The sequence below is a fragment of the Desulfuromonas svalbardensis genome (assembly GCF_055389415.1).
The window spans coordinates 1857894-1884427 of the sequence record NZ_AP042416.1 but is presented as its reverse complement, the minus strand read 5'-3'; the positions used below and the strand labels follow the sequence as shown (position 1 = coordinate 1884427).

General features: G+C 45.0%; 21 protein-coding genes. 1 reads left to right on the top strand and 20 read right to left on the bottom strand.

Annotated elements, in window-relative coordinates; translation table 11 throughout:
- Nucleotides 1-95: 95 nt before the first annotated feature.
- The 18 genes from ACZ5KY_RS08555 to ACZ5KY_RS08470 form a co-directional block, all read right to left on the bottom strand.
- Complete coding sequence (locus tag ACZ5KY_RS08555; protein ID WP_464243479.1) at nt 96-962, bottom strand: thiamine pyrophosphate-dependent enzyme; 867 nt, start codon at nt 960-962, stop codon at nt 96-98.
- Entirely contained in the window at nt 959-2665 is a 1707-nt protein-coding gene (locus ACZ5KY_RS08550; protein WP_464243478.1) for a 2-oxoacid:acceptor oxidoreductase subunit alpha, read from the bottom strand. Before ACZ5KY_RS08550 ends, ACZ5KY_RS08555 begins: the two co-directional genes overlap by 4 nt.
- A gap of 94 nt (nt 2666-2759) precedes the next feature.
- On the bottom strand, nt 2760-2960 hold the full coding sequence (locus ACZ5KY_RS08545; protein ID WP_464243477.1) for a DUF362 domain-containing protein: 201 nt from the start codon (nt 2958-2960) through the stop codon (nt 2760-2762).
- A gap of 283 nt (nt 2961-3243) precedes the next feature.
- Nucleotides 3244-5283, bottom strand: coding sequence for a bifunctional diguanylate cyclase/phosphodiesterase (locus ACZ5KY_RS08540; protein WP_464243476.1), 2040 nt, complete (start codon nt 5281-5283; stop codon nt 3244-3246).
- A complete protein-coding gene (locus tag ACZ5KY_RS08535; RefSeq protein WP_464243475.1) occupies nt 5283-5855 on the bottom strand; it encodes a YfiR family protein in 573 nt (190 codons plus the stop codon). Before ACZ5KY_RS08535 ends, ACZ5KY_RS08540 begins: the two co-directional genes overlap by 1 nt.
- A 50-nt stretch (nt 5856-5905) precedes the next feature.
- The gene (locus ACZ5KY_RS08530; protein WP_464243474.1) at nt 5906-7918 is read right to left on the bottom strand and encodes a TonB-dependent receptor plug domain-containing protein; all 2013 of its coding nucleotides are present in this window, start codon (nt 7916-7918) and stop codon (nt 5906-5908) included.
- Nucleotides 7919-8292: 374 nt separating this feature from the next.
- On the bottom strand, nt 8293-9498 hold the full coding sequence (locus ACZ5KY_RS08525; RefSeq protein ID WP_464243473.1) for a porin: 1206 nt from the start codon (nt 9496-9498) through the stop codon (nt 8293-8295).
- A gap of 397 nt (nt 9499-9895) precedes the next feature.
- On the bottom strand, nt 9896-10237 hold the full coding sequence (locus ACZ5KY_RS08520; protein ID WP_464243472.1) for a DUF6172 family protein: 342 nt from the start codon (nt 10235-10237) through the stop codon (nt 9896-9898).
- A gap of 173 nt (nt 10238-10410) precedes the next feature.
- The gene (locus ACZ5KY_RS08515; RefSeq protein ID WP_464243471.1) at nt 10411-11664 is read right to left on the bottom strand and encodes a M48 family metallopeptidase; all 1254 of its coding nucleotides are present in this window, start codon (nt 11662-11664) and stop codon (nt 10411-10413) included.
- Between the two features lie 92 nt (nt 11665-11756).
- Nucleotides 11757-13118 (bottom strand): type II toxin-antitoxin system HipA family toxin YjjJ, encoded by a 1362-nt coding sequence (gene yjjJ, locus ACZ5KY_RS08510; RefSeq protein ID WP_464243470.1) that lies wholly within the window; start codon nt 13116-13118, stop codon nt 11757-11759.
- A gap of 222 nt (nt 13119-13340) precedes the next feature.
- Nucleotides 13341-13574 (bottom strand): hypothetical protein, encoded by a 234-nt coding sequence (locus tag ACZ5KY_RS08505; protein WP_464243469.1) that lies wholly within the window; start codon nt 13572-13574, stop codon nt 13341-13343.
- Between the two features lie 114 nt (nt 13575-13688).
- The gene (locus tag ACZ5KY_RS08500; RefSeq protein ID WP_464243468.1) at nt 13689-14567 is read right to left on the bottom strand and encodes a hypothetical protein; all 879 of its coding nucleotides are present in this window, start codon (nt 14565-14567) and stop codon (nt 13689-13691) included.
- Between the two features lie 110 nt (nt 14568-14677).
- Nucleotides 14678-15244: a hypothetical protein gene (locus tag ACZ5KY_RS08495; RefSeq protein WP_464243467.1), complete on the bottom strand. Its 567-nt coding sequence runs from the start codon at nt 15242-15244 to the stop codon at nt 14678-14680.
- Between the two features lie 1399 nt (nt 15245-16643).
- Entirely contained in the window at nt 16644-17120 is a 477-nt protein-coding gene (locus ACZ5KY_RS08490; protein ID WP_464243466.1) for a MaoC family dehydratase, read from the bottom strand.
- Nucleotides 17121-17128: 8 nt separating this feature from the next.
- On the bottom strand, nt 17129-18103 hold the full coding sequence (locus ACZ5KY_RS08485; RefSeq protein ID WP_464243465.1) for an ABC transporter permease: 975 nt from the start codon (nt 18101-18103) through the stop codon (nt 17129-17131).
- Between the two features lie 8 nt (nt 18104-18111).
- A complete protein-coding gene (locus ACZ5KY_RS08480) occupies nt 18112-19737 on the bottom strand; it encodes a peptide-binding protein (protein WP_464243464.1) in 1626 nt (541 codons plus the stop codon).
- On the bottom strand, nt 19734-20513 hold the full coding sequence (locus ACZ5KY_RS08475) for a hypothetical protein (protein ID WP_464243463.1): 780 nt from the start codon (nt 20511-20513) through the stop codon (nt 19734-19736). The genes ACZ5KY_RS08480 and ACZ5KY_RS08475 overlap by 4 nt, the downstream gene beginning before the upstream one ends.
- Entirely contained in the window at nt 20510-22135 is a 1626-nt protein-coding gene (locus ACZ5KY_RS08470) for a tetratricopeptide repeat protein (protein ID WP_464243462.1), read from the bottom strand. Before ACZ5KY_RS08470 ends, ACZ5KY_RS08475 begins: the two co-directional genes overlap by 4 nt.
- A 574-nt stretch (nt 22136-22709) precedes the next feature.
- Between ACZ5KY_RS08470 and ACZ5KY_RS08465 the strand changes: the two genes are divergently transcribed.
- On the top strand, nt 22710-23906 hold the full coding sequence (locus tag ACZ5KY_RS08465; RefSeq protein ID WP_464243461.1) for a pyridoxal phosphate-dependent aminotransferase: 1197 nt from the start codon (nt 22710-22712) through the stop codon (nt 23904-23906).
- 99 nt (nt 23907-24005) lie between these two features.
- On the opposite strand, the gene ahcY is transcribed toward ACZ5KY_RS08465, so the two are convergent.
- Nucleotides 24006-25436 (bottom strand): adenosylhomocysteinase, encoded by a 1431-nt coding sequence (gene ahcY / locus ACZ5KY_RS08460; protein WP_464243460.1) that lies wholly within the window; start codon nt 25434-25436, stop codon nt 24006-24008.
- Nucleotides 25433-26533, bottom strand: coding sequence for a TIGR04283 family arsenosugar biosynthesis glycosyltransferase (locus tag ACZ5KY_RS08455; protein WP_464243459.1), 1101 nt, complete (start codon nt 26531-26533; stop codon nt 25433-25435). Before ACZ5KY_RS08455 ends, ahcY begins: the two co-directional genes overlap by 4 nt.
- Nucleotide 26534 lies beyond the last annotated feature (1 nt).

The window sequence follows — 26534 nt, the reverse complement described above, 5'->3', positions numbered from 1 at the left end:
TTTCATTTTTCAACAATACCCAAGTTGATCACTGAGTGTCAAACGCTACGATAAAAATTCATCAATAAAACCCTTGGGTAATGGTGATGAGTATATTACTTTTTACTATCTAATAACTGCTGCAACGCATCGCGATTAACACGCCGTTGCCACAGGGGCGTATCGTCGTTGAGATAGCTAGGAAGTTGCTCCTCAAAGGTTTTTTTGTCGCTGCTACGATACAGCACACCAATCGGATACTGATCGACATTGAGAGCCAGTACCAAGGCAGCGGCTTGATCGCTGCAATCATGATTTTCAATCCTCTGACAATGCTCTGCATACCAGGCGTAGGTATTGAGCTTATTGAAGGTAACGCAGGGTTGAAATATTTCAACAATAGCGAGTCCGTTATGCTCAACTGCCTGCCGTAACACATCAACGGTCAACGCCTTATCACCAATAAAACTCCGCGCGACGAAAGAGGCATTTTGTGCAATAGCGATCGCCATCGCATTGAGCGGTTCAGCGCAGACTCCGCGTGGTTGGGTCGTCGTTTTCATCCCCTGCAACGTGGTTGGCGACCCCTGCCCTTTGGTTAATCCGTAGATCTGGTTGTTATGGATAATGACAGTAATGTTGGGATTACGCCTTAGCGCATGGAGAAAGTGGTTGCCCCCTTCGGCATACATGTCACCATCGCCGCCGACAGCCAAAACAGTAAGGTGGGGATTGGCCGCTTTCACCCCCGTTGCAATGGGGATGGCCCGACCGTGTAGAGTATGAAAACCGTTACTGTTGATGTAATGGGGCAACTTCCCAGCTTGACCAATACCACTAATAATAGCGGTCTGTTGTGGTGTCAGTTGCAAGGCAGTCAACGTTTCTTTTATGGCACTGAGAATGCCGAAATCACCACAACCCGGACACCATGAGATCTCTTGAGAGCCGGGGCGACTCGAATCAAAGGGACTGGTTTTCATGATGACAATCCTTTCAAAAGTTCAGTGAGTCGTTGGTTGATCTGTTCAGTGGAGAAAACACGACCATCGTATTTCAGGATACGGTGATCGATGGTGCAACAATAATCACGTTGGAGCAGGTCGGCAAATTGACCGCTAAAATTTTGCTCAATGGTGATGATCGTTTGTGCTTGAGCTAACGATGCTGAGACACTTTTGGGTAGTGGATAAAGCTGACTAAAATGGAGCAACGCCAGCCGTGGATCATTCAACTCCTCAACGGCCTGTCTAATATTGGCAAAAGTGGAACCCCAGCCAATAACTAAAATAGAGTAGTCAGCCGCACCCACCAGCTCCGGCTCAAGGGCTTCATCAACCATTTGAATGTACTTTGCCATCCGCTTTTCGGGCATCTGTTTACTGAGGTCAAGAGCCTCAGTGGTATCGCCATACTCATCGTGTTCATTGCCGTTAGCCAACACAATACCTTGGCCCCAGTTTGGGATGCCGCGTGGCGATAGCCCACTCAGGGTTAGCGCATAACGGCGATAATCGGCGGTTGTTTCGGTGATGGTTGGCTCCACAGCTTGCGGTAATGACACGCTGGCGCTGCAATAGTAGGTATCGACAAAGTATTGATCGGTGAGAATAAAGGCGGGCGTCTGAAAACGCTCGGCCATCGTAAACGCTCGGGCGCTAAGGGCAATGCCTTGTTCGATGGTACTCGGCGCGAAGATAGTGCGTGGGAAATCACCATGACCAGCATAAAGAACCAGATTCAGATCACCCTGCGCACTGCGCGTTGGTAATCCCGTTGCTGGGCCGGGCCGTTGAGCGAGATGGATCACCAGCGGTGTTTCTGACATGCCAGCGAGGCTAACCATCTCCTCCATCAAGGCAAAACCACCACCCGAAGTGGTGACTAAGCCACACCCACCAGCATACCAACAGCCAACCGAGGCAGAGACAGCAGCAAGTTCATCTTCAAACTGTTCCACTGCAAGGCCAAAGGTTTCGGCATGCTGAATCAAAAAATTCGCCACCCCAGTTGACGGTGACATGGGATAAAATGACAAGGCATTACAGCCCGCACTTAACGCCCCCAGAGCTACCGCTTCACTGCCATTTAGAATATGGTGATCCATCACAATCGAATTGGCAACAAGGGGGAACTGCCACTGGTGCAGCTTTTTCAGCTTCAAACCTTGCTGAGTGCCATGCTCTAACGCTTCCAAATTGGCAGCAATAATCTTCTCAGCCTTATCAGAAAACTCTTGGCGAATTAATGACCCTAACAGAGTAAATTCAAGTCCGAAAAGAGCAGCAACCAATCCAGCACAGAGGGTATTGATCTGTTTAGCGTGAGTTTGTTTCACTTCATCACTCTGCCACAGCAGCGGGAACACGCTCTTAGTTATCATCTGCGCTGAGAGTACCTCAGTATTACCCAGTACAATTGAATTGGAGTTCAAACGATCGCCCACCCAATCAACAACCCCCGCTGTAAATGGCAATAGAATGTCGATCCGCTCGCTATAACTTCGAATGGGTTGAGAACCAACGCTGAGGGTTATGGTATTAATTCCACCACGAACTCGCGACATATACTCTTTGGTTGCATAGGTATGATAACCAGAGGCCTTAAACGCTTTGACTAACACGCTTTCGACGGTATTGATCCCCTGCCCTGCTTGACCACCAAGAACAAGATTATAACGTGGCATGATTTCTCCTTAGAATATGCATCTAAGAATTTTATCATAAATTGGTGACATTGCTTGTGAGGAGGGGAGGTAGCACAGATATAACGCTATTGGATCAGGGGGCAAGAACGATTGCGTGACGCGGGCACTTTGAAACACAAGCACCGCACAATGTGCATTTTTTATAGACAATTTTCGCTGTTTTTTTACCATAGCCACCAGGAAACTCGCTGATTAATTGGATCGCTGTTTTACGACAGCTTGGTAGGCATTGACCACATCCTGTACATTTTTTTTTGATGATTATTCTGCTCATAAGCGATACCACTTGATTGATAATTAAATTAGAACACAGCTGAATTCGTCTCGCCAGCAGCTAATTGTATGACAGTACAGTGAACCTTTGCCTGTTGTTAATCAAAACAATACGGATGTGTCTGTGATGATGATCCATTTGAGACCGTAGAGTATAACTCATCAAGGCATGTTATGGCAGGCGAGACTTAATTTTTTCCATTCTTAATAAAAAACAACACCGATTAGGATCCCCCCTCGATTCGGCGTAGCTTTGTTTACATTTAATCAGGTCATGAAAAGAATTAGTCATCCTCAGCTTGAAGCAACAGCGTATATTCTTCTGCTGATATTGGGCGAGAAAAGTAGTACCCCTGTCCATAATGACAATCAAGATTACGTAAAAAATCAAGCTGCTCCTCAGTTTCAATCCCCTCAGCGATAACATCAACCTTTAGCGCCAACGCCATAGAGATAATTGCCTGAGTAATCGCCGCATCATCTTCGTCGCAAAGAACATCACGAACAAACGAGCGATCAATTTTAAGCTTACTCAAGGGAAAGCGCTTAAGATAACTTAGGGACGAATATCCTGTACCAAAATCATCAAGAGCAATCGCTACCCCCATCGCGCTTAAACGATCCATCACCAAGATCGCTTCTTCAATATCTGTCATGATCATTGTTTCAGTTACTTCAATTTCTAAACATGTTGGCGGTAATCCTGAATCGTGAAGAGCCTTTTCAACCTCGGTGATTAAATCAGAGGTAAAAAACTGCCGCGGTGAAACATTCACAGCAACCCTGAACGGCTCAGAATATAAAGATCGCCATTTCATCCCTTGAACGCACGCTTGTTGCAACACCCACCGTCCTATCGGAACAATTTGGCCGTTTTCTTCAGCGATCGGAATAAACTCAACCGGTGAAATGTCTTGACCATCAACCTTCCAACGTAACAGTGCTTCGCAACCGCACATTTTGCGAGTTTTCAAATCATACTGCGGCTGATAATGGAGGGTAAATTCATTGCGTTCGATTGCTCCGTAAAGCTTATTGTCCAGATTAAAACGACTGCTTAGTTGTGATGTCATCTCGGGGAAATAGCGATGTGAAGCGTCCCTACCACTATTTTTAGCGTGATACATAGCGACATCGGCATACTTAATCAGCTGATCAGGGGTTTGACCATTTTGAGGAAAACAGGAGATACCAATACTTGGGGTGATCACTATACGACGCCCCTGCAGTTCAACGGGAGTTTTTATCGCCCTCGTCACCTTGCCCATGACATACTCAATCGCGTACATCTTGACATTATCTAACATAATAACAAACTCATCACCGCCAAAGCGAGCAACGGTATCATCTTCTCGCAAAGCACCATGAAGCTGGGTTGCAACAGCCTTTAGCAACAGGTCACCAACATCATGCCCCATAGTATCGTTAATGTTTTTAAAGCGATCTAAATCGATAAATAGCACCGCAAGAGCACTGTTATTGCGTCGCGCGCGTGCTAGCCCCTTATGGAGGCGATCATAAAATAGGGTTCGGTTTGGCAGCCCCGTCAGAGAATCATGAGTCGCGAGAAAACGTAAGTTCTCTTTTTGATCCTTAAGGAGATTATCTTGATCTTCAATCCGCTCAAGCATTGTGTTAAAGCCATGGCAGAGTTTGCCCACCTCATCGCTGGTTGTACTTTTTACCCGTAACGAAAAATCATTATAGTGCGCAACATCACCCATCGTCGTAATCAGGCGATGAATCGGCAGCGTAATGTGACGTTGAAAACGGCTGGACAACAACAAGGTAACCAAAAGGGCAAAACTATATATGACAGCAAGGAACAAAATAAAACGACTTTGCGCCTCTTGCACATCAGAAAAATCTGAAACAATTAGAAACGCTCCAATTGTCTCATGATCCAAAATGATCGGCGTTTTTAAAGAGAACAATTGCGACTTTGTTGTCAACATCGCGTCAGTTAATTTGTTTGGATAGACAAATGAGGTTAACAATTCAGGTTTTATCCCTGCAGAGAGATAACTTGCAAAAACATCACCATGTTTATTTAACACTGACGCAGCTAACACTGTTGGCTTAGCCTCAAGAGAACAGAGCAATTGCTGAGCACCATTTGTATCATCAAAAGCAAGGGCGGCAGTACAGGTATCACTGTAAATCTCACTCAAAGTCTTTAGCTCAATCGTGGCCTGCTGCTTAATAACCTGCTGTTGATGAACATAATAAGCGATAGAGACAAGCAACAATGACAACGCGGTAGTGATCACAATGATCCCGTTAAGTTTATGCCTAAGGGGCAGATTTCGAATAAAAGATTTCATCAGCCCCCATCCCCAATCACTTCAAGAGCCATAGAATAGACCTTATAGCTTAATTTAAGACCTTGTTTCTCAATCGCGCCTCGATTAATGATAAAGCTGATTTTATCCTGCTGCTTTACCAGCTCAATACAGCCTCCTTGTCGCGCAAATCCAGATACATCACCAATAGTTAACACTGGTCGACCAGTAACATCATCTAGCACACGACTAAATTGTTCCATTTTTTGAAAGGTGACAAAAACGACTTGCCAATTCAGCACATCATGACAATCAATATCGTTACAGTACGTTAAAATGATAGGCCGCCCTGCGACACTTTCTTTCTCTAACGGCAATAACGCATCTCCAAAATAATTTGGCCCTGCTATCCCCAGTAGCAACGGACTATGGTCACTAAGTAATCCGTCATTTGGCCAACGGGTAAATTTAATAAAGTTATACATAAAGGCCGCTTTAAGAGGGTATTCGCGGCTTTCAAAACGTTCTGCTGCCATGGTTTGAACGGGAATCGCGCACAGCAATCCGCTCAATAGCACAAACAACGTAATGATTATAAAACCTTTATTTCTCAAGAGAATCCCCTGTGTGTGTCAACAGAACTAAAACTTTCAACGCAACCCCCTTAAAATTGATAATGAAGTCGCAATATCGCTCCACGCTCACTGCGAGATGAAATCACACTTGAAAGTTCTGAGTGGATCTCTTTTTTATCGTCATGAAATAAATTCTGACCAATCAATTCGATATGACACGCTGAATTAACATGCCAGTCGACTCGCAGTTGTAAATCCCAACATTCATCAATATCTTGCGCCTCCATGCCATCGGTATAGGTCAGCCAACAATCTGCCTGAAATTGAGAGCTAATATCCCAACGCGATTGCAGCGATACCTGATGTTGAGAATATCGCTCGGGATAAGCGACCTCCATTACATCAGGCTCTCTGAGCTTCATATCGAGAAAATTATATGCCAGCAGCAGCTTCCATTCCGGGAGAACACGCCAATCGGCCGCGAGTTCTGCACCATAGCTTCGACCATCAAAATTATTATTAGCGCCATAACTGATTAAAAAAACAGGCTGACCATCAAATATATCTACTGATGCAGACTGCAATGTCCCTCCTTGCAAATTATCGTAGTCATGAATAAATAAAGCGAGGTCAAGAGAGAGGGAATCGTTCAACACATAACGTGAGCCGAGTTCCCAAGCGATAAGATCTTCGGCATCAATGTCGTGATCCCCCTCAAGTGTTATCACCTGAGCAAGGGGCAGTGTTAATGACGGTGGATCGATAGAGACAATCATATTTCCATGTTGCTCAACATGGGACGGCGTTCGCACGGCGCGAGACACTGCCCCCCATAAGGACCAATACGGATTCGCCTGCCACAATAAACGCAGGTTCGGTTGTAACTCCCAACCCGTCACCTCGTTGTACTCACATTTGCCTCCCAGAGTCAGGGTAATATCATCTGACAACGAGTAATCATCTTGCGCAAAAAAACTAAACAGGTGAGCCCGACGGTGATGAGATGAGATATTTATTTGCCCTTGACGTGAGCGATAATAATCTAAACTTAAATCGACATTGCCACCCCACGTTAGCCGGTGCGTATCCATCAATCGAAGACTGTGCTGAAGGTCAAGGTTAAACTTTTGGATTTTCTGTTCATAAAGCCATTCATGCCGCGAGGAGTAATCGTAAGAGAACTGAATATCGAGATTCGAATCGGCATTAATAAAACGACTATAGCGGCTACGAATATGACCACCACGCAGATCAGCTTCATCCGTTAGGGCTTTAATGTAAGGCGGGAAAATATCCATTTTATTGTAGGTCGACGATTGTTCAATCTGATAATAACTGGCTGACGTTTGCACAGCATAATCATTGCCTTGAACATCCCAGCGCAGACCGAAACGACCTTGCTCGGTGTTGCGATCGGCACCGGTTCCTTCTAATGGGCCTTGATCTCTTACCAACCCTCGTGCAGAGAGCCTCAGCGCACTATTATCGCTAGGCTGTGTCGTATGCTGAACACTTGCCCCACCACGCTCCTCTGTGCCAAGCCAAGCCATAACCTCGGTGCCTTGACTCGTTAGAGCTGACTGGGTAATGATATTAATCACACCATTAACTGCGTTAGCTCCCCACAACGCTGCCCCCGGACCTCTTACCACCTCAATGCGCTCGATCTCTTCAATTGAGACATCGAGTGCGTCCCAATAGGTTCCGGAAAAGGTCGGAGTATAGACGCTACGGCCATCAATCATAACAAGCAGTTTATTCGCGGTCAGTCCGTTAAATCCCCGAACCGTCACAGCCCAGCGATTCGCATCAATCTGTGCAACATGCACCCCAGGAACCATCCGCAATACCTCTGGAACTGTAGAAGCACCACTTCTGCGGATATCATCACGACTAATCACCGATATTGCGGCAGGGGTCTCCATAAGGCGTGTTGGTGTTTTACTCGCTGAAGTAACCTGTACTTGGAGTAAATCTTCAAAGCGAAGGTCAAACAGATTTTCTGCTAAAACGTTAGTCGAACACAAGGGTGAGATAAGCATCACTAGTGCAAAAAGTACCACGCGGGAGACAACGAACCTCAATAAACCACCTCTTATCATGTGCACCACCCTATGTTTTCAATAACTAAGAAAAATAAATTAAACTAATCTTATTTGGTAAAGTATAAAGGCAACATTCCAAATGTCAACGGCCAGCGCCTATCGGTATGGAGTACAATCGAGATTAAATCAATTTGGTGTATGAACTAAAAGAGGCAGACAGGACATTCACAATGATACTTCAGCCATTGAGATAGAATTTAGTGCGCGATCAAGCTTGTAGAATAATTAATAAGGTCGTTCAATAAAGGCGAAACCATTAATCCATAGTGTCGTAATGATTACTCCCCCTTCTTGCTCATTCAATAAACAACAACGCCGATTCGAATAGATCCGAATCGGCGTTGTTGCGTTTAATCTGACATATTAATTGACTACCACATGAAAAAGGTGCCAACGCTGACAAAATCGACATTTTGACTTTGACCACCAAACCAGGTGTTCTCAGCCTGACTGTATTCAGCGACCAACTTAAAGTGGTCATTCAAATCATGATAGACACCAAAAGTCAGCATGTTTTGCTCTTCAAGTTCTGCCACACCACCGCCACTACGAACGGTTTCTTCAATCGAAGTTTCATCAATCTCATTACAACCGTAAGCCACACCAAATTTGGTTTTATTGTAGGTATAACTCAGTTGCGCGATGTAGCCCTGACTATCGCGCTCATCACCAGCAGGGTCAAGAGAATCGGTATCAAGCATCAACGTTGAACCAAGGGCCTGACCATCAAAACCAGACAGAACGAGTTCGGCACCTTTGAAACCAATTGCCACACCACCAGCAACACCATTGGCTTCCACTTCTTTACCTGTTTCTTCAAATTCAGCATTTTGATACAAACCACTGAGCCATGTTTTAACACTCAGACCACTAAAATCAGCGGTGTAACTTGCCTCTGACTCAAAACGGGGCGCCTTGGTGACACCTGCCTCAATACCAGATGATGCGATCACACTCGGATCATAAATTCCAACAGCTAACTTACAGCCATAGCGCGTTGGTGTGGTATAGCGAATTTGGGCATTGTATTGCGGGTAGATATAACCGTAACCGATATTGCCCAGAGTCGTTCCACCACCAGAGATAGCACTCACACCAGTACCCATCAAGGTCATGCCATTCAATGTGTTTTGGCCTTGAAACAAGCTCAAGGTTTTACCGAGCAAAAACTGACCAAACGTTCCATCAACGGTAAAGTAAATTTCACGTAAGTCGATCTGAGTACCAAAACTGTTTTTTGTATTGGCATTTTGCGGGTTTGGATAAAAGCCAATGCGTGCGCCCATATCTAAGCCATTAATCGTCGGTGCTTTGATATTAAAGGCCAACACCCCCGGCAAAAATCCCGAACGTAAACGGAATGAATCATTGCCATCCCCCAAGGTGATGCCGTTATTGACATTATCAGGGCGCTTATCTCCCGATGAGGTCACAGCAAACAAGTTGACCATACCGTCAGTGCTAAACTCCCAGCCCTGATCAGTACTTACTACGACTATCTCAGCCTGACTCGCTACAGGTGCAAAACAGATTAACACGGCAAAACTACAGACAATCCCCAAAAACTTTTTAAACATAATCTCTCCCAACAAGTAAAAAAATACGACTCATCCCATTGATAAAAATTGCAATGAAGGACATATCGTATGAAAATAAAACGACGTTTAAATCGCATTAAACCTGTTGGGTTCTTAGCTATGATCGTGCCAACACGTAAAAGTGACAGTAAGTGGTCAAAATTGTATGTACTTTGAATTACTACTTATGAACTTAAGGTAATAGCGATACATTACGGTACAATGCTTACCGCTATACAGATACACATAGAGCCAATTTGATACATGAGTTTGCATGTCAAACTGGAGGATATTTAGAACAAAAAAAGGCCTGATCAAATGATCAGGCCTCTTAAATAGTAATGGATCTCAGAACAGAAGAAATCGATACTCCCGTTACAAAGTGTTGTTCGCTACTTTACTCTTCATCGCTGCTTGGAGCAATATCCTCTTCAACCACTTCCTTAATCACCCGTGGCTTTTTAGTACGAATCCCTGATTTAACCAAAATCTCTAAATAAAAAGATTCAAGGCCATTCGCTTCAGCTTGAGAGATATATTTATTAATTTCAGAGAGGTGAATCTCTTCACTCGTCGCTTCATCGGCGCCATAACGGCAATCAAAGTCCCAAAAATCGATATCATCGGGCAATTTTTTATTCCGCTCACGCTTAATATATTTTTTCACTTCGTGCTTAATTGCTTCAACACGACGTGGCACTGGCAATTTCGGATGAGTAATTTGAAACGTTTTTTTCATAGTGGTTCCTATTGAGTAATAATACTTTTAACAGAAAAAATCTTTGACACATGACATGATAACATCAAGTCACTTTTTTTGACATTGTTTCGTGACTACCAATTTAAACGATGCCATATGATTACCGTCCTGCTTCAAGGACGAGTGATACCGTTGTGCAATCAACGTCAGTGCTACGCCACGTCATCGTCACATTCAAATTGAGCCATTGCCACCAATCTCTGATGTAAACTGGGGTGGGAATAGTGAAAAAACACATACGCAGGATGCGGCGTTAAATTGCTCAGGTGGTTGACCGAGAGCTTTTTTAATGCATTCCCTAATGCCGCACCATCAAAGTGCGTACAGGCGAAAGCATCGGCCTGATACTCGTTTTTACGCGACCAGTGGTTCATCAGTAAACCCGTCAATAATGAAACGGGACTATAAAGCATACCGAAAGCCACCAAACCAATATGGAACACCGCTGTTTCAACACCTAGGGCTTGCGAAAACACCGCCTGACCTAAAAATAACGACAACAGGTAGAACATGACCCCCATTTGCAACAGAGAGATCACGACCCCTTGCAGGGTGTGTTTCTTCTTGTAATGGCCAATCTCATGTGCCAACACAGCCACCACTTCTTCTGTAGAAAGATCATTGATCAGCGTATCAAACAGCACAATCCGTTTCTTGCTACCTAGGCCAGTAAAATACGCGTTGGCTTTAGTCGAGCGCTTGGAACCATCGAGCACAAAAATATCTTTTACTGAAAAATCGACTTTGCCCGCAAAGGTCTCAATGGCTGTTTTTAACTCGCCATCTTCCAATTCGGTTTGTTTATTAAACAGTGGAACAATTAGGTTCGAATAGAACATGACAAAAAACAGACTAATTCCGCCCATTAATCCCCATGCGTAGAGCCAAAACTGGTCAGTGGTACGATAATAAAACCACGTGATCAAAAACAGCACGACACCACCGAGCACAGCCATCAACAACCAGCCTTTGATTTTATCCATGACAAACAGCTTGCCAGTGATTTTGTTGAAGCCAAAACGCTCTTCGATAACGAAGGTTTGATACAGTTGAAACGGTAGACTGATAAGATCTTGAGCCAGCATCATCAGGCCAAAAAAGATCAGCGGTTGCAGTAATACATTATCAGTTATGCCTGCGGTAAAAACGTGCAGCTTGGCAAACCCTGTTAACGATAAAAAGACCAGCAACACGACTAAACTGAACGTTGAAGTCAGTAGTGAAAAACGGGTATTTGTCTTTTGATACAACTGCTGTTTGTCATACTTTTGTTGATCGTACAACCCTTCAAGAACTGCTGGGATAGCTTGGCCCATGCGGCTGGCGTTGAGCCAATCGAGTGCGCGTTCAAGGACATAGTCGAAAATCAGGATCGCGATGATGAGTTTGTATAGTGTAGTTTCCATAGGGGGTGTTGTACCAGAATGTGGGTGAGTTACAAAGGTGAAAACGATGACATAGGTCTATTCAGTAATCGATACCGTGATAGGTAAAATACTTACGCAATCAACTGTGGCCGACGTTTACCCGTTGTACCCTTCAGCCCCTGCCCTACATGAAACGTGGCAATGGATTTAAAACTGGCTGAGATTTCTTGATGATTGACAACTTTTTGCCAAAATACGTGCGCCCATTGTTTGGCATCGTCCCAATATGGCAACAGTTCAGGAGGCACTGGACGGGGCTGGTAATGACGCTCGACGATCTCCCCAGACGGTGCTGGTCGGTAAAACATGGGCAGCATGTCGTAAGCAGGACATAGCCCAAAACAGTCTGAAGACTGAGTGAAAAACGAGATATTGCCAAAATGTTGATCGGTATTGGCGATAAGAAGACCAAAAGCTTCCTGCCAAAAAATACTTTCCATATCTTTGGTGTTAATTTTTTTATCGTCATGCAGCTGTTGAGCGGCACGGTGCCAGTTGTCACGTTCACCGCCGACAAATTCACTATCAAGAATGCCAAGAGAACATATACCACGGCGGCCAAATAGATCGCTTCGATCAAAACGTTCCACTTCAAGAAATGAGCGGGAACCAAACGTAAAATACTGTGAGGTTGCAGCACAATGACCGGACTCAGACATCGTCTGGAGAGCTAAATGCTCACAAAGAATCAGGTCGGCCCAGCGTTGCCCTTCCATAGTTTCCCGCGCAGGAGAAAACTTTACCAGAACGTTGGCAATGGCTGGAGTACGTAGCTGAATACAAAACTTAGGTTGTTCGCCACCGGCAGATGATCCCGGAGGGTCTCCAGCTAAAGCGCGCTCAGCAAGAATGGGATAAAGGGTTTCTCTCTGAGTTGAATGGGGTATATCGTCCTCACCCTTTTCACCAAGAAGGAACCGATTCAGAGCCTCTTTACCAACCACCAGATCACCAGGAAGATCTGACCCTGCTTGTGCGAGAGCTTGCAAAAGATGATCATTTGACCAGTCGGATAATCGTGGTGGCAACATGATGTGGCTACAGTGTTCCGCAAAGGCCCGGCCAAGAAATCCTTCTGGTCGCAAGTTTTCTATAAACCACGGCAGATGTCTCATCAAACCACTGTGTCCAACACTCCCATTCCAGTAATATTCACCATTGAGTAAGGAATATAAGATACCAATTTTTCGCGAAGAGCCTTCGCCGTTAACTTGATACACAGGTAGCTCAGATCCGATCACACTCAAAGGACGGGCTATGGCATAAAGCGTAGAACGACCCGCACCTAAAGAACTAATAGTTCTTCTATTTCGATTGATCGCACGCGACAGCGTCGGCTGGCTGATCTGCAAAGTTTGCCGCAGAGCTTTAGGCGTTTTAGCCCCAGATAACAATGCTGCTCTAAGTTGTTCATCCTGAGAATTTATGGACACCTGATTTCCCCTTCAAGCCTGTGAATACATGAATGAATACCAGAATACACAGAAAGAACTTTAAAATCAAATGTTTGTAACAATTACAGGATAGAAGAGTGAATACAAAATGAATTGAAATTGTCATTTATGTTGAGTGGTAGGAGGTATCTATTTGATTTAACAGGGGGAGCCCGTCATCTAAATAATCCGATGCTAGACCCCATGATTTTTCTGTCTATTTTACTTGATTCGTTCTTTGATTTTTCCTGAAGCCTTGCGCATCTCTTCGTTAGACGACTCTGAGGTCACCTGAGACAGTTCGTATTCATTGCCCTTTTCAGCTTGCTGCATTATGAATACCGTATCACACCCTTCGAGCATTACCTTGGCAGGTTTTCCTGATTTCAGCACTGCTTCTAACTCTTTTTGAGTATCAGGCTCTAACGGAATTATTGAGCTATTTGATGTCTTCATTTAATCTTCCTATATTAGCGATACTTGAATTACATAGACACATAACGCCAGCCGTAACCGGTGTATTTGTAGTGAGCAAAGTGAACGAAAAATGCGTCCGATTTGACGGCATTGTTATGCATTTTCCCTATATATGGTTTGCAATCTCTTGTATAGTTCGTTGCTGAGATCTCTATACCCCTCTTCGTTAGGCAAGTACTTTAATGCCCGGTGATGCCCAAGATCTGAGGGGATGTCATCAAGAGACTGCGTTATTGGAATGACGATTTTTCCTAAAGTATGAGCAATCCCCGTTTCATACATCACGTTTGGATTTCTGCCGCTAAAATCTACGACTACAGCCTTTGCACAATAGATTATGTCGAATATGTCTTGAATAAATGTGGAGTTATCCCAAATGCTGTCTGCTCTCACGCACTCTAAACCCATGTGATCGGCTACGCGCTCTATAGCAGTATAGGTGCTGGAGAATGAGGCGTTAAATGGCATCATTACAGAGATTAGCTTTGGATTCTGAGGTTTGTTGGGGACATTAAATACGCTCGGCTTGAAAGTTACTAGCTTTTCGGTAGGAACCTCGGAGTGAGCGGTTGACACAAACTCACCATGTGTGGGTGCAAGATTTATAAGTCCATTGGGTTGCGTGGTTATGGTCAAGTCATAAGTTTTAAGACAAGCGAGTACTGCCTCAATAGCCTTACCTCGATCGACTTTCTCATCAAACAGGAAATGATCTGGGTGGAGCAGATATTCAATTACTTTCACCATTTCTGCAGAGGGCATATTTGTATTCGGCTGTTTCTTTGCACTTAACTCCTTCAGGGCATCATTTACCCAATGCCTCCGCGTTGAGCCATCGTGAACATAATCCAGATCAAGACCAATAAAAAAACGAGTCAAATTTGAAGAGCTGCGATAAGGAAAATAGTCGAATGGTTTATCTCCACATATCATTTCAGCTATCTTCATTAATCCTGCAACGCCAATTTCCATTTAGTCCTCAGTTCTTTTCGTGCATAACGTTTTTAATAACGGGCGGCGTGCTGACTTATGCGCACCATCAAATTATTCGGATTAAGTAGCAGACGTAACTTCCGTCCGGTTTATTTGATGGTTAGGTTCCTTTTCGTGCTACCCACATGGACTGTGACACCAAGATTTTTGACTTGTCCCTTGCCCTTTTTGTTGCTGTAATAAAACTGTTCCGACTCAAACTTTAGAGACCAGTAACAATCTTTTCGAAGTTCTAAATGTCCAACATTTGCTCTTTGTAGTAGTTGCCCAACATTCCTACCTTCGTTATGTGTAAAAGTTGTTCCTGTTGTTTCATTTAATACGTTTAAATTTTTATAAAATTCAGTGATTCTAGGATAAGTTAAAACAAAAGCAGGGTTAATCTTTTCTTCAAAAATTGACTGCTTGTAGGTTATTGCTTGCCACGCTATTTTTGTCCCGTTTTTATGACTTTCTTTAACATTGGGTGATTTGACTTCGATTCCTACCCAAAAATCTTCAAAGCCGTTTTCAAGTAAGTGCTGTTTCGGATATATGAGAAAGTCGATTTTGACTTTTTCTCCAGTAACAATATGTACTCCTTCGACTTCCTCCCTAATAATAAAATCTGGAGACAAGTAATGGCGTACTTTTGTTTTCAGTGCCTCTTCATTCATTCGAAACCTAACATTGGTGATAAGTGGAAAACTTTTCCGTATTTGTCATTTTCAATATTTTCAAGTTATCAGGATATTATCAGCTAAACATGAAAAAGTTAGCATTGATTTATCTGGTTAAACAGTAATGCTAGCCTCATCAGCCAGGTAAGTTTGGCTTAATTTCAAACGTCTCACTATCAACAATCCTACAACTCTTGTCAAGCCCACCTTTGTATCTATTCCCTTAACTCCACGGACACGGTTAGACCAACCCCTGTTTGACTGACGTTCTACATGGTGTGGGTAAGTAAAAGCGAAGTGTGTAACGTAATAAATTAAATAAACAAGGTTGCGGCAAATGGGGAGTTTGGTGATTAAATAATCAATGGCGAGAAACACAACGTCAAAAACTGTCGGACAATGCCCGACCTACAAATTTCCAACACTGCTAAGTGGTCACCGACCACTGGAGTAACCCTGCATGGCACGTGACTCGCAAAATAAAACAATTCAGGTGCCACTTGAAAACTTGAAAGCCACCCTGAACCAAAATCCTCTATGCCAGATCAACGAAGTTACACCGATTTGGAGGTCGAGAGGCCGACGAACCGCCAAGGGTGCGCAAGTGGGAAAAAGACCCATTGTCGGTTAGGCTAGGGTCATCCCGCAGGGCAGAAGGCCATTTCTTTGCACCCTTTCTTTGGGGCCTTGCAAAGAAAGAGTGTCGCAGTGTGAGGGCGAGACCTCACGAACTTGAACTTGATATTTGAAGGTTGTGGAGCCTGATCAACATTAAACGACGGATAATAACAATCAACAGATTAACTAAGCGGGGTTGCGCCCCCGCGCGTCGCCATACTTTTAGCGTCATCCAAACGTACGCAAAACATGACCCGCAATTGTCTTGCCCTGCGGGTTCCCTCACTGCAATCGCTACCACCGAGAAACACGTAAAAACTCGCTGCGCTCAGACAGTTTACGGGTAACCGTTCTCGTTGACGCTCATTGCACTCGGCTGCGGCAAATGGGGGAATTTAGAGATAAATAACATACATTTCTAACTGCTAAGTGGTCACCGACCACTGGAGTAACCCTGCGTAGCACGTAACTCGCAAAATGAAACAATTCAGGTGCCACTTGAAAACTTGAGAGCCACTCTGAACCAAAATCCTCTATGCCAGATCAACGAAGTAGCACCGATTTGGAGGTCGAGAGGCCGACGAACCGCGATGATATGTAAGAGGGAAAAAGATTCATTGTCGGTTAGGTTGGGGTCATCCCGCAGGGCAAGATTTTAAAAGGCCATTTCTTTGCACACTTGCTTTGGGGCCTTGCAAAGAAAGTGTGTCGCAGTGTGAGGGCGAGACCTCACGAACTTGATTTAGATTTTGACTATTTAAAAAAGACTAAAAAGTAACTATGAATACAACCGAGCAATATATTCAGCAACACAGGCGGGTTTATCCTTCCCCTCAATCTCAACAGTCAGCAAATAAATAATCTCAACAGCATCACCAACCTGCTTAACCTGCTGCGGAACCGTAACAGCACGAATCATAGAACCACAAATAACCGGCGCTGGAAAACGCACCTTATTTAACCCATAATTCACCCGCATTTTCATACCCGGATAATTTTTCATAAAAAAATCAGGATGGTTACTTTCCGTTAAAAACGGCAACATAGAGAGCGTTAGATAACCGTGCGCCACAGTAGCACCGTAAGGTGATTCTTTGGCGGCACGTTCTGGATCAGTATGAATCCACTGAACATCACCAGTCACTTCAGCAAAGTTGTTAATGCGTTCTTGGGTGATCTCCACCCACGGCCCAGTATGAATCACTTTACCGAGAGTCTCTTCATACATGCTGATCAATTTCTGAACACCCATCATTCACTCCCCTACTTATTCCGAATCCGCGGATCAGCTAACGCATAACCAACATCAGCCAGCATATTACCAATCAAAGTCAAAAAGGCGCCAATAACCAGAATCCCCATAATCAGCGGATAATCGCGCATCATAACGCCATCATAAAATAGCTTCCCCATCCCAGGAATAGCGAAAATACTTTCAAATATAACGCTACCGCCAATGAGACCAGGAACAGATAGACCAAGGATGGTGATGAGGGGCAACAAGGCGTTACGCAGTGCGTGCTTGCCAATCACCGTCCACTCACTTAACCCTTTAGCGCGAGCGGTAAGAATATAATCCTGCTGAATCACTTCGAGCATGTTGGAACGCATGTAACGCGAAAAGCCAGCAAGGCCACCAAAGGCGGAGACCATGACGGGTAACATCAAGTGATGAATGACATCCCATATCTGTTCACCACGAGTCAGGTATTCGTAACCGAGAGACTTGATGCCTGAGATGGGGAACCAGCCAAGGTAAACACCCATGTAGTCCATCAACAGCAATGCCAACCAAAATGACGGCGTGGCGAAGCCGATAAAGACGAACAGCGTTGTCCAGCGATCAAACATTGAGTTGCGCCTTGTGGCCGATAAAATCCCTATCGGGATGGCAAACACCAGAATGAGGGCGATGGACAACACGTTGATAAGAATAGTGATGGGTAAACGCTCGACAATTTTATCCCACACCGGGCGGCGATCTTGTGAGAAAGAGGTGCCAAAATCGAGTTTGGCGATCCGTTTAACCCATAAGCCATATTGCACGACAAGGGGCTGATCGAGACCGTATTGGGCGCGTAAACGATTTTTAAGCTCGATCCCTGCTTCGGGGTTGAGATCGGTTTGCATGTCAGTCGGTTCACCGGGGGCCAGATGGATCACCACAAAAGAGATCAAGGTGATCCCCAATAGCAGCGGGATCATCATCAACAGTCGTTTGGTGAGATATAAAATCATGGGTGATCCTATCGCTTATATTTCTGTTCGGCTGTGGGTACATACCAGCGGATAAAGTTATGCATAATACCGCTTGGCGCTTCTTCAACACCACGAAACCGTTTCGCAACTACCGGTAGTGATTCAGGAACAAACAAAAAAGTGTACGGTTGCTCTTCGGCTAAAATCTGCTGAAATTCATCGTAGATCACCTTACGCTCAGCTTGATCAATCGAGCGCCGGCCGAGTTCGAGCAGATCATCGACGCGCTGATTTTTGAAGCCGATAAAGTTCAGCTCACCGGGGTTGGTTTTACTTGAATGCCAGACGTTATAACCATCAGGATCAATTGGGACGGTCCAGCCCATGATCGTCGCATCAAAATTACTTGGGTTGATAAACTCTTTCAAAAATGAGGCCCACTCGATCACCCGTAACTTAACCTTCACGCCAACCTGTTGAAAGCGGCGTTGAATAATTTCGCCCGATTTTATCCGCTGGTCGTTGCCCTGATTGGTGACAATAGTGAAGCTCAAGTCAACGCCATCTTTTTCACGCACGCCGTCGCCATCCACATCGACCCACCCTGCTTCGGTCAACAATTCCGCAGCTTTTTGTGGGTTATAATCATAGTGTTTCACATTGGGATTGTGCGGCCAACTACCCGGCTTATAGGGCCCAGTAGCCGCCGTGCCTAAGCCCATCAACACGCCATCGACCAACTCCTGCTTATTGATGGCGTAGGTCAACGCTTGACGGACACGTTTATCCTGAAACATCGGCCTATTTAGGTTATAGCCTAAATAGGTATAAGCAAATGCCGGATAACGGTAGCGATTAAAGCGGCGCTTAAAACCAGGGGCATCGGTTTGACGGGCATATTGGAGCGGTGTTAAGCCCATCTGATCGAGGCCGCCCGATTGCAGCTCTAAAAACATGGTGGTGAGATCGGGAATCACCCGATAGACAATACGCTTGATGTTGGGAGCGCCTTCAAAATAGTTTTCATTGCGCTCTAGCACAATCTTCTCGCCGGGTAGCCACTCAATAAAACGGTACGGCCCTGTGCCGATAGGAGCGCGAGCCAGTGGTGTGCTATCGAGATCGGCCCCTTCGAGCAGATGCTTAGGATGGATCGCCATCCCCCAACTAATAAGGGCTGAAGCGAGGGGTTTATCGTAGCGAACAATAAAGGTATATGGATCGGGTGCGCTGGCTTCCACCACCTGCTTATAGCGTTCAGAATAGGCGGTAGGCGTGTTGGGATCGATCAGGAGTTGATAGGTGAACAACACATCGGCAGAGGTCAATGGCGCTCCGTCATGCCATGTCACACCGTGACGCAAGTGAAAGGTGATGGTCAAACCGTCGTCAGATATCTGCCACGACTCGGCCAACTCACCCTCAAAGTTCAGGTCTTTATCGTAGCGAATTAAGCCGTTGTAAACCTGCGCGGCAACCGTTGACGAGGTGCTATCGGAAGAGAGCATCGGCAATAAGTTACTGGCATCGCCAATGGTTCCCATAATGATGGTGTCGCCAACGACGGCAGATCCATCGCTATTTTCATCACTATAGAGCGTTTCATGCTGCTGACGACATGCAGGCAGCAGGCACAGCAAACACAGGACAACAGCGATACGGATCAGATTCACAGGGTCTCCTCACTCTGGGAAAGGGAGCGGCTCAAAGTATTCTCTGGCAGCAGTAAGTCAAATTGTTGTTTTAACAGGGTCGGATTGAGCTCTAACTCTTCAAATTTCACCACAACGCCAATGTCATTCATTGGTGCCTGTAGCTCTAGTTGCTGTGGATAGTTATCATCACCAACATAGGGGCCATATTTAACGTGATAAACGGTCGTGTTATTGACACTATAAAGAAGATCAACCACCCGCTTGCCATCAAATTCAACCCGATAGTCCACTCCAGCAGCGATGGAAAAAATAAGCCCTTTTCCCCATGCCGTTACGTGTGCTGTTTCAAGAACACCAAGCGGCATTTTGCCCAAAAGAAGCGCGACCAGATCGGTTATCGGCAATGGTAGCCCAGTAAAGCGTTGTATATTGTCAAGGGTTGGCATACCAAAATAGTGGGTTTGGTCACGCGGAACATAGGCGTTTAATTGTGGCCCATTGACGGACAGCTGAACCAACAATTGACCAAAAAAATTGATCATATCAACTCGTAGTCGATTAGGCGTTGCAACAAGCAATGCCTGTGTCGTCGACCAACTCTTGGAGTTTTGAGTCATCTTGACTTGCACGAGGGCACTTAAACTCTGATGCTGATACTGGCGCGCCTGAATCCATTGCAACATTTCTGCATTATCGACCACTGGGGTCGTCGGTTGCGGCGGCTGTTTCATGCAACTGGATAACACACACAGCAGTACGATAAAAACGAAACGATGGTGCGTGGATAAATTCATGGTTGAATCTCTTTCAATTTTATAGCAACCGATTCGGTATCAGGCGCTTGGTCTAAAATTCCACGATAGATTTCACCCGCCAAATGATTTAGCCCCAAAACCTGATAGGTATCAGCAAGATGCTCTTGAATATGCAAGTCGTCGGGTGTTTCTTCAACGGCTTGCTCTAAAATTGTACGTGCTTGATCATATTGGCCGAGTTTATAGTAGACCCACCCTAAGGTATCGAGAGTGGCTCCATCAGAACTGCCATGCTCTTGTGTTTGGACAGCCACAGCCTTTAAAGACATCTCTAACGCTTCATCAAGTTTTTTTCCTGCTTCAGCGTAAGTATAAGCCAAATGATTCAGAGCGCCTGCATGATCATTTTGCAAAATGAGGGTCTGCCGCATCGCCTCTTCCATCAACACCAATTCATCATATTGTTGATAATAAACACCTAAAGCAAAATAGAGCGAAGCATTTTCTGGATACTCCTCAATCCCCCACTGTATGGCTTCGAGAACCTGCTGTTTTAATTGCTGGTAATGGTAAAACAAAGCCAATTGCAGGTAAGCCTGCGGTTGCGCATTCAATCGCCCTTGACCACTGTGTTTCAGCAACGTTTCGAGGGTCGAGGCGGCGTGGCCATACTGACCGAGCTGTGCGTACACCTGACTTAAATGCTCAAAGGCTTGGTATTGTAGCGCAACAGGTTCCTCAACTCGTTGATAAAAAGCAATGGATTCTTGCCACTTTTGTTGCTGCTCTAGGCTAAAAGCGAGCCAATAATACAGTTGTGATGCCGGTTGCTGCGACACAGCGAGTCGGAAAACAACTTCGGCTTGCGACCACTTTTCAGCTTCAAAATAGATCAATCCCCGTTTACTGAGTGCATCAGCATCTAACGGATCGTTAGCGAGCAGGCGATCTAAGACGATATCGGCTTCATCGTTGCGCTGATGTTGCAGTAAGAATGCAGAGATCAAGTGATCGAAATAAAAATGATCGCCCGTTGCCTCGCGCCCCTGCTGATAGGTGTGCAGCGCCTCGTCGAACTGTTTGCGTTTCTCTAGCAATTGACCCAACAACACATAGGCCCGACGATGGTCAGGATAAAGAGTAATCACTTTACGATAGCCCTCATCAGCCAGCAACCACTCCCCTTGCAAGCGGTGAAGTCGGGCGAACTCCATTAAACCCATTAAAGCTTCGGGTTGGCGCTGGAGGTACTGATTCAAAATTGCAGTTGCTTGAGCAAAGTCATTATTTTGAAGGTGCAAACGGGTCAAATGAATGTACAGTTCATCCATATCGGGATTCTGCTGTAACACACGATGGAACAGAGTCATCGCCCGAGCGACATCTTCAGTACTGCCACGACTGTGCAACAGATCAGCGAGTAGCAATTGTGATGTTAAGTCATCGGGACTGTAGTTAAGAGCTATTATCAACAGTGGATACGCTTGCTCACTTTTACCATGATCTAAATAGAGCGAAGCCTGCGCCGAATAGAGATACACCGCGTCGGGGTCAGCTGCAATCGCTCGATCAAGCGCGACATGCGCCAAATCAACTTCACCATCGGCAACCAGAAGTCGGGCTTGGATATAATCGGAATAGCTGTGCGAGTTTTGTACCACAGGGGCTGAGGTTGAAGGTAGCTGAGGGGGCCTTGATTGAACACCAGAGGAGAGACAGCTCGTTAGCAACCCCAAACTGACAAGGATTACAAAGGTATGTAGAAGAGTAAACGTAATGTTTGTGAGCAGTTTAAGCATCAACAATCAGTGACTTTCATACGAGTTTGGACCACTAAACAATGGCATCATCAGATGAGAAAAAAAACATCTTATTATTGACGCTAACACAGTTCCCAATTGAGGTCAATTTGATCGAATGAAGCCCTTTATCCTTGACCGTAAACGTCACCGTGGTTAGACTCGCAACGGATAAATTATCGCAATTTAAAATTGGATTAGCCTTGTTCGTGCCCCTCTCTGAACTCAAAAGAGCAGGTTTAGCGGCTGAAACAATACAATATTGATGATCTCGCAAAAACAAATTAGATGGCTAAGCAAAAATTTCGTTCCCCAAGGCGTAGTGTTTATTCATGGGAGAAGACATACGTGCTGTATGTCGAACTCTTGAATAAACGCTGCAACGCAGGTGGGCGGACTTTTTGCGACGCCAACAATATTAAAAAAGGAGCTTTTTATGGCTATCTCAACCAAGATCCAGAACTGCATCGAGCAATCCTCTTGGATTCGAAAAATGTTTGAACAAGGGGCACAGCTTCGCGAGAAGTTTGGTGCTGAAAATGTCTATGATTTTACCATTGGTAATCCATCCGTTGAACCACCGCAAGCGTTTCGCGATGAGCTTAAAAAGATTGCCAATAGTCCTGAGCTGGGCATGCATCGCTATATGAGTAATGCTGGTTATGATGAAACCCGTGCTGCTGTGGCTGAATTTTTATCGCAACGGAGTAACCTCAATGTTGGTGCAGGGCAAGTGATTATGACCTGCGGTGCGGGCGGTGCGTTAAATGTCGTATTAAAAACGATTTTAAACGCAGATGAAGAGGTGATCATCCTCGCGCCGTACTTTGTTGAGTATAAGTTTTATATCGATAACCATGCGGGAAAATCAACGGTTGTTGAAACGAATCCTGACAATTTTCAACTTGATCTTGTTGCGATTGAGCAGGCGATTAATGCCAACACCAAGGCGATTATTGTCAACTCACCGAACAACCCCACTGGGGTGATCTACCCTGCTGAAGATTTGAGCGCACTCAATGAGTTGTTGCAACGCAAGCAACAGGAGCTTAACTCAACAATCTATGTGATCTCCGATGAGCCGTATGCACGCTTGTCTTACGACAACCTCGATGTCCCATGCATTTTCAATTGTATTGATAACTCAATCATCGTGACATCGCACTCGAAAGATTTGGCTCTACCGGGTGAGCGGATCGGTTATCTGGCCATTAATCCAGCCATGTGTGATGGCCAATTGTTCATGGACGGTGCTGTTTTTAGTAATCGCGTACTCGGGTTTGTTAATGCCCCAGCTCTCGCGCAACGATTGGTGACAAAACTACAACATGCCAGTGTTGATATTAGCGAGTATGAAGAGAAGAGAGATCTTTTTTATCAGGAGCTTACCGCCCTTGGCTTTGAAGTGGTTAAACCGCAAGGTGGGTTCTATCTGTTCCCTAAATCACCCCTAGCCGATGACGTTGACTTTGTTCAACGTGCGCAGGAATACAATATCCTCTTGGTTCCCGGCAAAGGCTTTGGTGCACCAGGTTATTTCCGTATTGCCTACTGCATTGACAAAGAGATGATTGAGCGCAGCTTACCAGCGTGGAAAAAACTGGCTGAAGATGTTGGTCTACAACCAAAATAGACCGTAATCAAAACGTATTAAACCAACAAAAGCCCGTATCAAAATGATACGGGCTTTTGTTTTTAACTCAATCGTTCAATCGCTTACAAACGCAGCGAATTAATAACGGTAATGCTCGGGCTTATACGGCCCTTCGATCTGTAGGTCGAGATAATCGGCCTGCTTTTGACTCAGTGTTGTCAGTTTAGCACCCAACTTACCAAGATGAAGCATGGCAACTTTTTCATCCAAAATCTTCGGTAAAACATAGACTTTATTTTCATACTGATCATTATTCTGCCACAGCTCAATTTGTGCTAACACTTGATTGGCAAAGCTGTTACTCATAACGAAACTTGGATGACCTGTTGCACAACCGAGGTTAACCAAACGACCACGGGCAAGAATTGTCACCCGCTTACCGTCTGGCCACTCAATTTGATCCACCTGTGGTTTAATTTCATGCACAGTCAATCCAGGATCATTAAATACTGATTCAACCTGAATCTCTGAGTCAAAATGACCAATGTTACACACGATGCACTCATGCTTCATTTTGTTCATGTGTTCGCGGGTGATCACATCAACATTACCTGTGGTGGTTACAAAAATATCACCCCACTCACACGCCTCGTCCATATCGACAACGTTCAACCCTTCCATGCAGGCTTGCAAGGCACAAATTGGATCAATTTCAGTAACAGAAACCATTGCTCCCATGCCGCGAAATGCTTGAGCACAGCCTTTACCAACATCACCGTAACCCAACACCACACATTTTTTGCCAGCAATCATGACATCGGTTGCGCGCTTGATGCCATCGAGCAATGACTCACGGCAGCCATAGAGGTTATCAAACTTACTCTTGGTGACCGAATCGTTGACGTTAAATGCTGGGAACATCAACGTGTTATCACGTGCCATCTGATACAGACGGTGAACCCCAGTTGTTGTCTCTTCACTGACACCAATCAGGTTTTTCGTCAACTTGCGCCAGAAGGAACCATCCTCACCGAGGGTGCGATTCAATAGAGTATCTACGATACGAATTTCTTCGTGATCGTTACAAATCTCAGGGAGTGTTCCTGTTTTCTCAAACTCAATCTCACGTTCCACGCCACGATGAACCATCAGGGTTGCATCGCCGCCATCATCGAGAATCAAAGTTGGACCTTCGGGGAAAGACAATGTCTTCTTAGTATATTCCCAATACTCCTCAAGAGTTTCCCCTTTAATGGCAAAAACTGGAACGCCTATTTCAGCAATAGCTGCGGCAGCATGGTCTTGTGTCGAATAGATATTACAACTAGCCCAACGGACATCAGCACCTAAGGCAACCAATGTTTCGACCAACACCGCAGTTTGGATGGTCATGTGAAGTGAACCCGAAATACGCGCACCGGCCAAGGGTTGACTCGCGCGATACTCTTCACGAATAGACACCAAACCGGGCATCTCAGTTTCAGCGATCGTGATCTCTTTACGGCCCCAATCAGCCAAGCTGAGATCTTTTACAATGCTTTCAACACTTACCTTCGATACGCTACTCATACATGCTCCTTAGGAAATTGACGCTGCTTACCCTTGCGCTGAACCAACCAGCTTAGCGGCAAACAGAGATAAAATAGATAAAACAAAAACCAACTTAATACAGCGAAAAAAGTATAAATTATAGAATAAGTCAACAGCGATGCAACACGACGATCATGGAACGATAAGATCGCCCGACGCTGACCACAGTCTAACAATGGAATCGCCCAACTGGTTGCATAAATCACCAACCAAAAATGGTGAGCAATCTCGCGGCCACAACCATACCAGAAACAACCATAGCGCGTCAGCGACATTCGGTGCAATAACGCTGCGAACGACGATAAAGTTGAGCCACGGTCACCAGCGTGATAACCACCACTTAATGCAGCGCTAGATGACAGCAGGTGGCCAAATCCTGCACCAGAAACAATAAGCATCAGACCATTACGAATCACTCGCTGTAAGCGACCCTCGTGTTGATAGCGTCGATTTGAGGTAAAGATCACCTGTGGCAGTAACACCCATCGTCCAAGCTGAGCTAGCTGTTCGACAAACAGCACATCTTCAAGAATAACGATATCATCGCTAAAACCACCGATCTCGTGCCACAACTTTTTTGAGAGTAACATTCCCTGATCGCCATAAATCGTTCCGGATCGGTTTAGTTGTGATTTTTCACTGAGATAACGGTAAAAGCGGGTGTGACAACCCGAACCGCTAAACTGCAACGTGAAATGAGCGGCAATCGATGTTGATGGAGACTCAGATTCTAATTCATCAAAACAGTTGAGTGCATCCTGTAAAAGTGTCGTTTGTTGCCAAAAGCTATCGGCGTGAAGAAATAACAACCGTTCCGAGTTAGCGACACCGGCACCTTGATTCATCTGCCGACCACGACCATGATCTCCTGAAAGAACAGTAACCTGATGACAACTACTGCGAACATAGTTTTCCAGTAGTGATAATGACTTATCTTCAGAACCACCATCGCAAAAAATCACTTCGCAACACAAACCTGTCTGTGCTTCGAGGGAATCAAAAAGGTGTGGCAGAGTTTGCTCCTCATTGAGGAGTGGGATAATAATTGAGAGGTCAGGGATTAAAACGGTAGACATA

Coding starts and splice junctions, on each gene's coding strand:
- ACZ5KY_RS08455 (WP_464243459.1), bottom strand. CDS start 26,533: ATGTCTACCGTTTTAATCCCTGACCTCTCAATTATTATCCCACTCCTC.
- ACZ5KY_RS08520 (WP_464243472.1), bottom strand. CDS start 10,237: ATGAAAAAAACGTTTCAAATTACTCATCCGAAATTGCCAGTGCCACGT.
- ACZ5KY_RS08550 (WP_464243478.1), bottom strand. CDS start 2,665: ATGCCACGTTATAATCTTGTTCTTGGTGGTCAAGCAGGGCAGGGGATC.
- ACZ5KY_RS08475 (WP_464243463.1), bottom strand. CDS start 20,513: ATGAATTTATCCACGCACCATCGTTTCGTTTTTATCGTACTGCTGTGT.
- ACZ5KY_RS08490 (WP_464243466.1), bottom strand. CDS start 17,120: ATGATGGGTGTTCAGAAATTGATCAGCATGTATGAAGAGACTCTCGGT.
- ahcY (WP_464243460.1), bottom strand. CDS start 25,436: ATGAGTAGCGTATCGAAGGTAAGTGTTGAAAGCATTGTAAAAGATCTC.
- ACZ5KY_RS08545 (WP_464243477.1), bottom strand. CDS start 2,960: ATGAGCAGAATAATCATCAAAAAAAAATGTACAGGATGTGGTCAATGC.
- ACZ5KY_RS08495 (WP_464243467.1), bottom strand. CDS start 15,244: ATGAATGAAGAGGCACTGAAAACAAAAGTACGCCATTACTTGTCTCCA.
- ACZ5KY_RS08485 (WP_464243465.1), bottom strand. CDS start 18,103: ATGATTTTATATCTCACCAAACGACTGTTGATGATGATCCCGCTGCTA.
- ACZ5KY_RS08530 (WP_464243474.1), bottom strand. CDS start 7,918: ATGATAAGAGGTGGTTTATTGAGGTTCGTTGTCTCCCGCGTGGTACTT.
- ACZ5KY_RS08505 (WP_464243469.1), bottom strand. CDS start 13,574: ATGAAGACATCAAATAGCTCAATAATTCCGTTAGAGCCTGATACTCAA.
- ACZ5KY_RS08555 (WP_464243479.1), bottom strand. CDS start 962: ATGAAAACCAGTCCCTTTGATTCGAGTCGCCCCGGCTCTCAAGAGATC.
- ACZ5KY_RS08500 (WP_464243468.1), bottom strand. CDS start 14,567: ATGGAAATTGGCGTTGCAGGATTAATGAAGATAGCTGAAATGATATGT.
- ACZ5KY_RS08465 (WP_464243461.1), top strand. CDS start 22,710: ATGGCTATCTCAACCAAGATCCAGAACTGCATCGAGCAATCCTCTTGG.
- ACZ5KY_RS08525 (WP_464243473.1), bottom strand. CDS start 9,498: ATGTTTAAAAAGTTTTTGGGGATTGTCTGTAGTTTTGCCGTGTTAATC.
- ACZ5KY_RS08540 (WP_464243476.1), bottom strand. CDS start 5,283: ATGAAATCTTTTATTCGAAATCTGCCCCTTAGGCATAAACTTAACGGG.
- ACZ5KY_RS08515 (WP_464243471.1), bottom strand. CDS start 11,664: ATGGAAACTACACTATACAAACTCATCATCGCGATCCTGATTTTCGAC.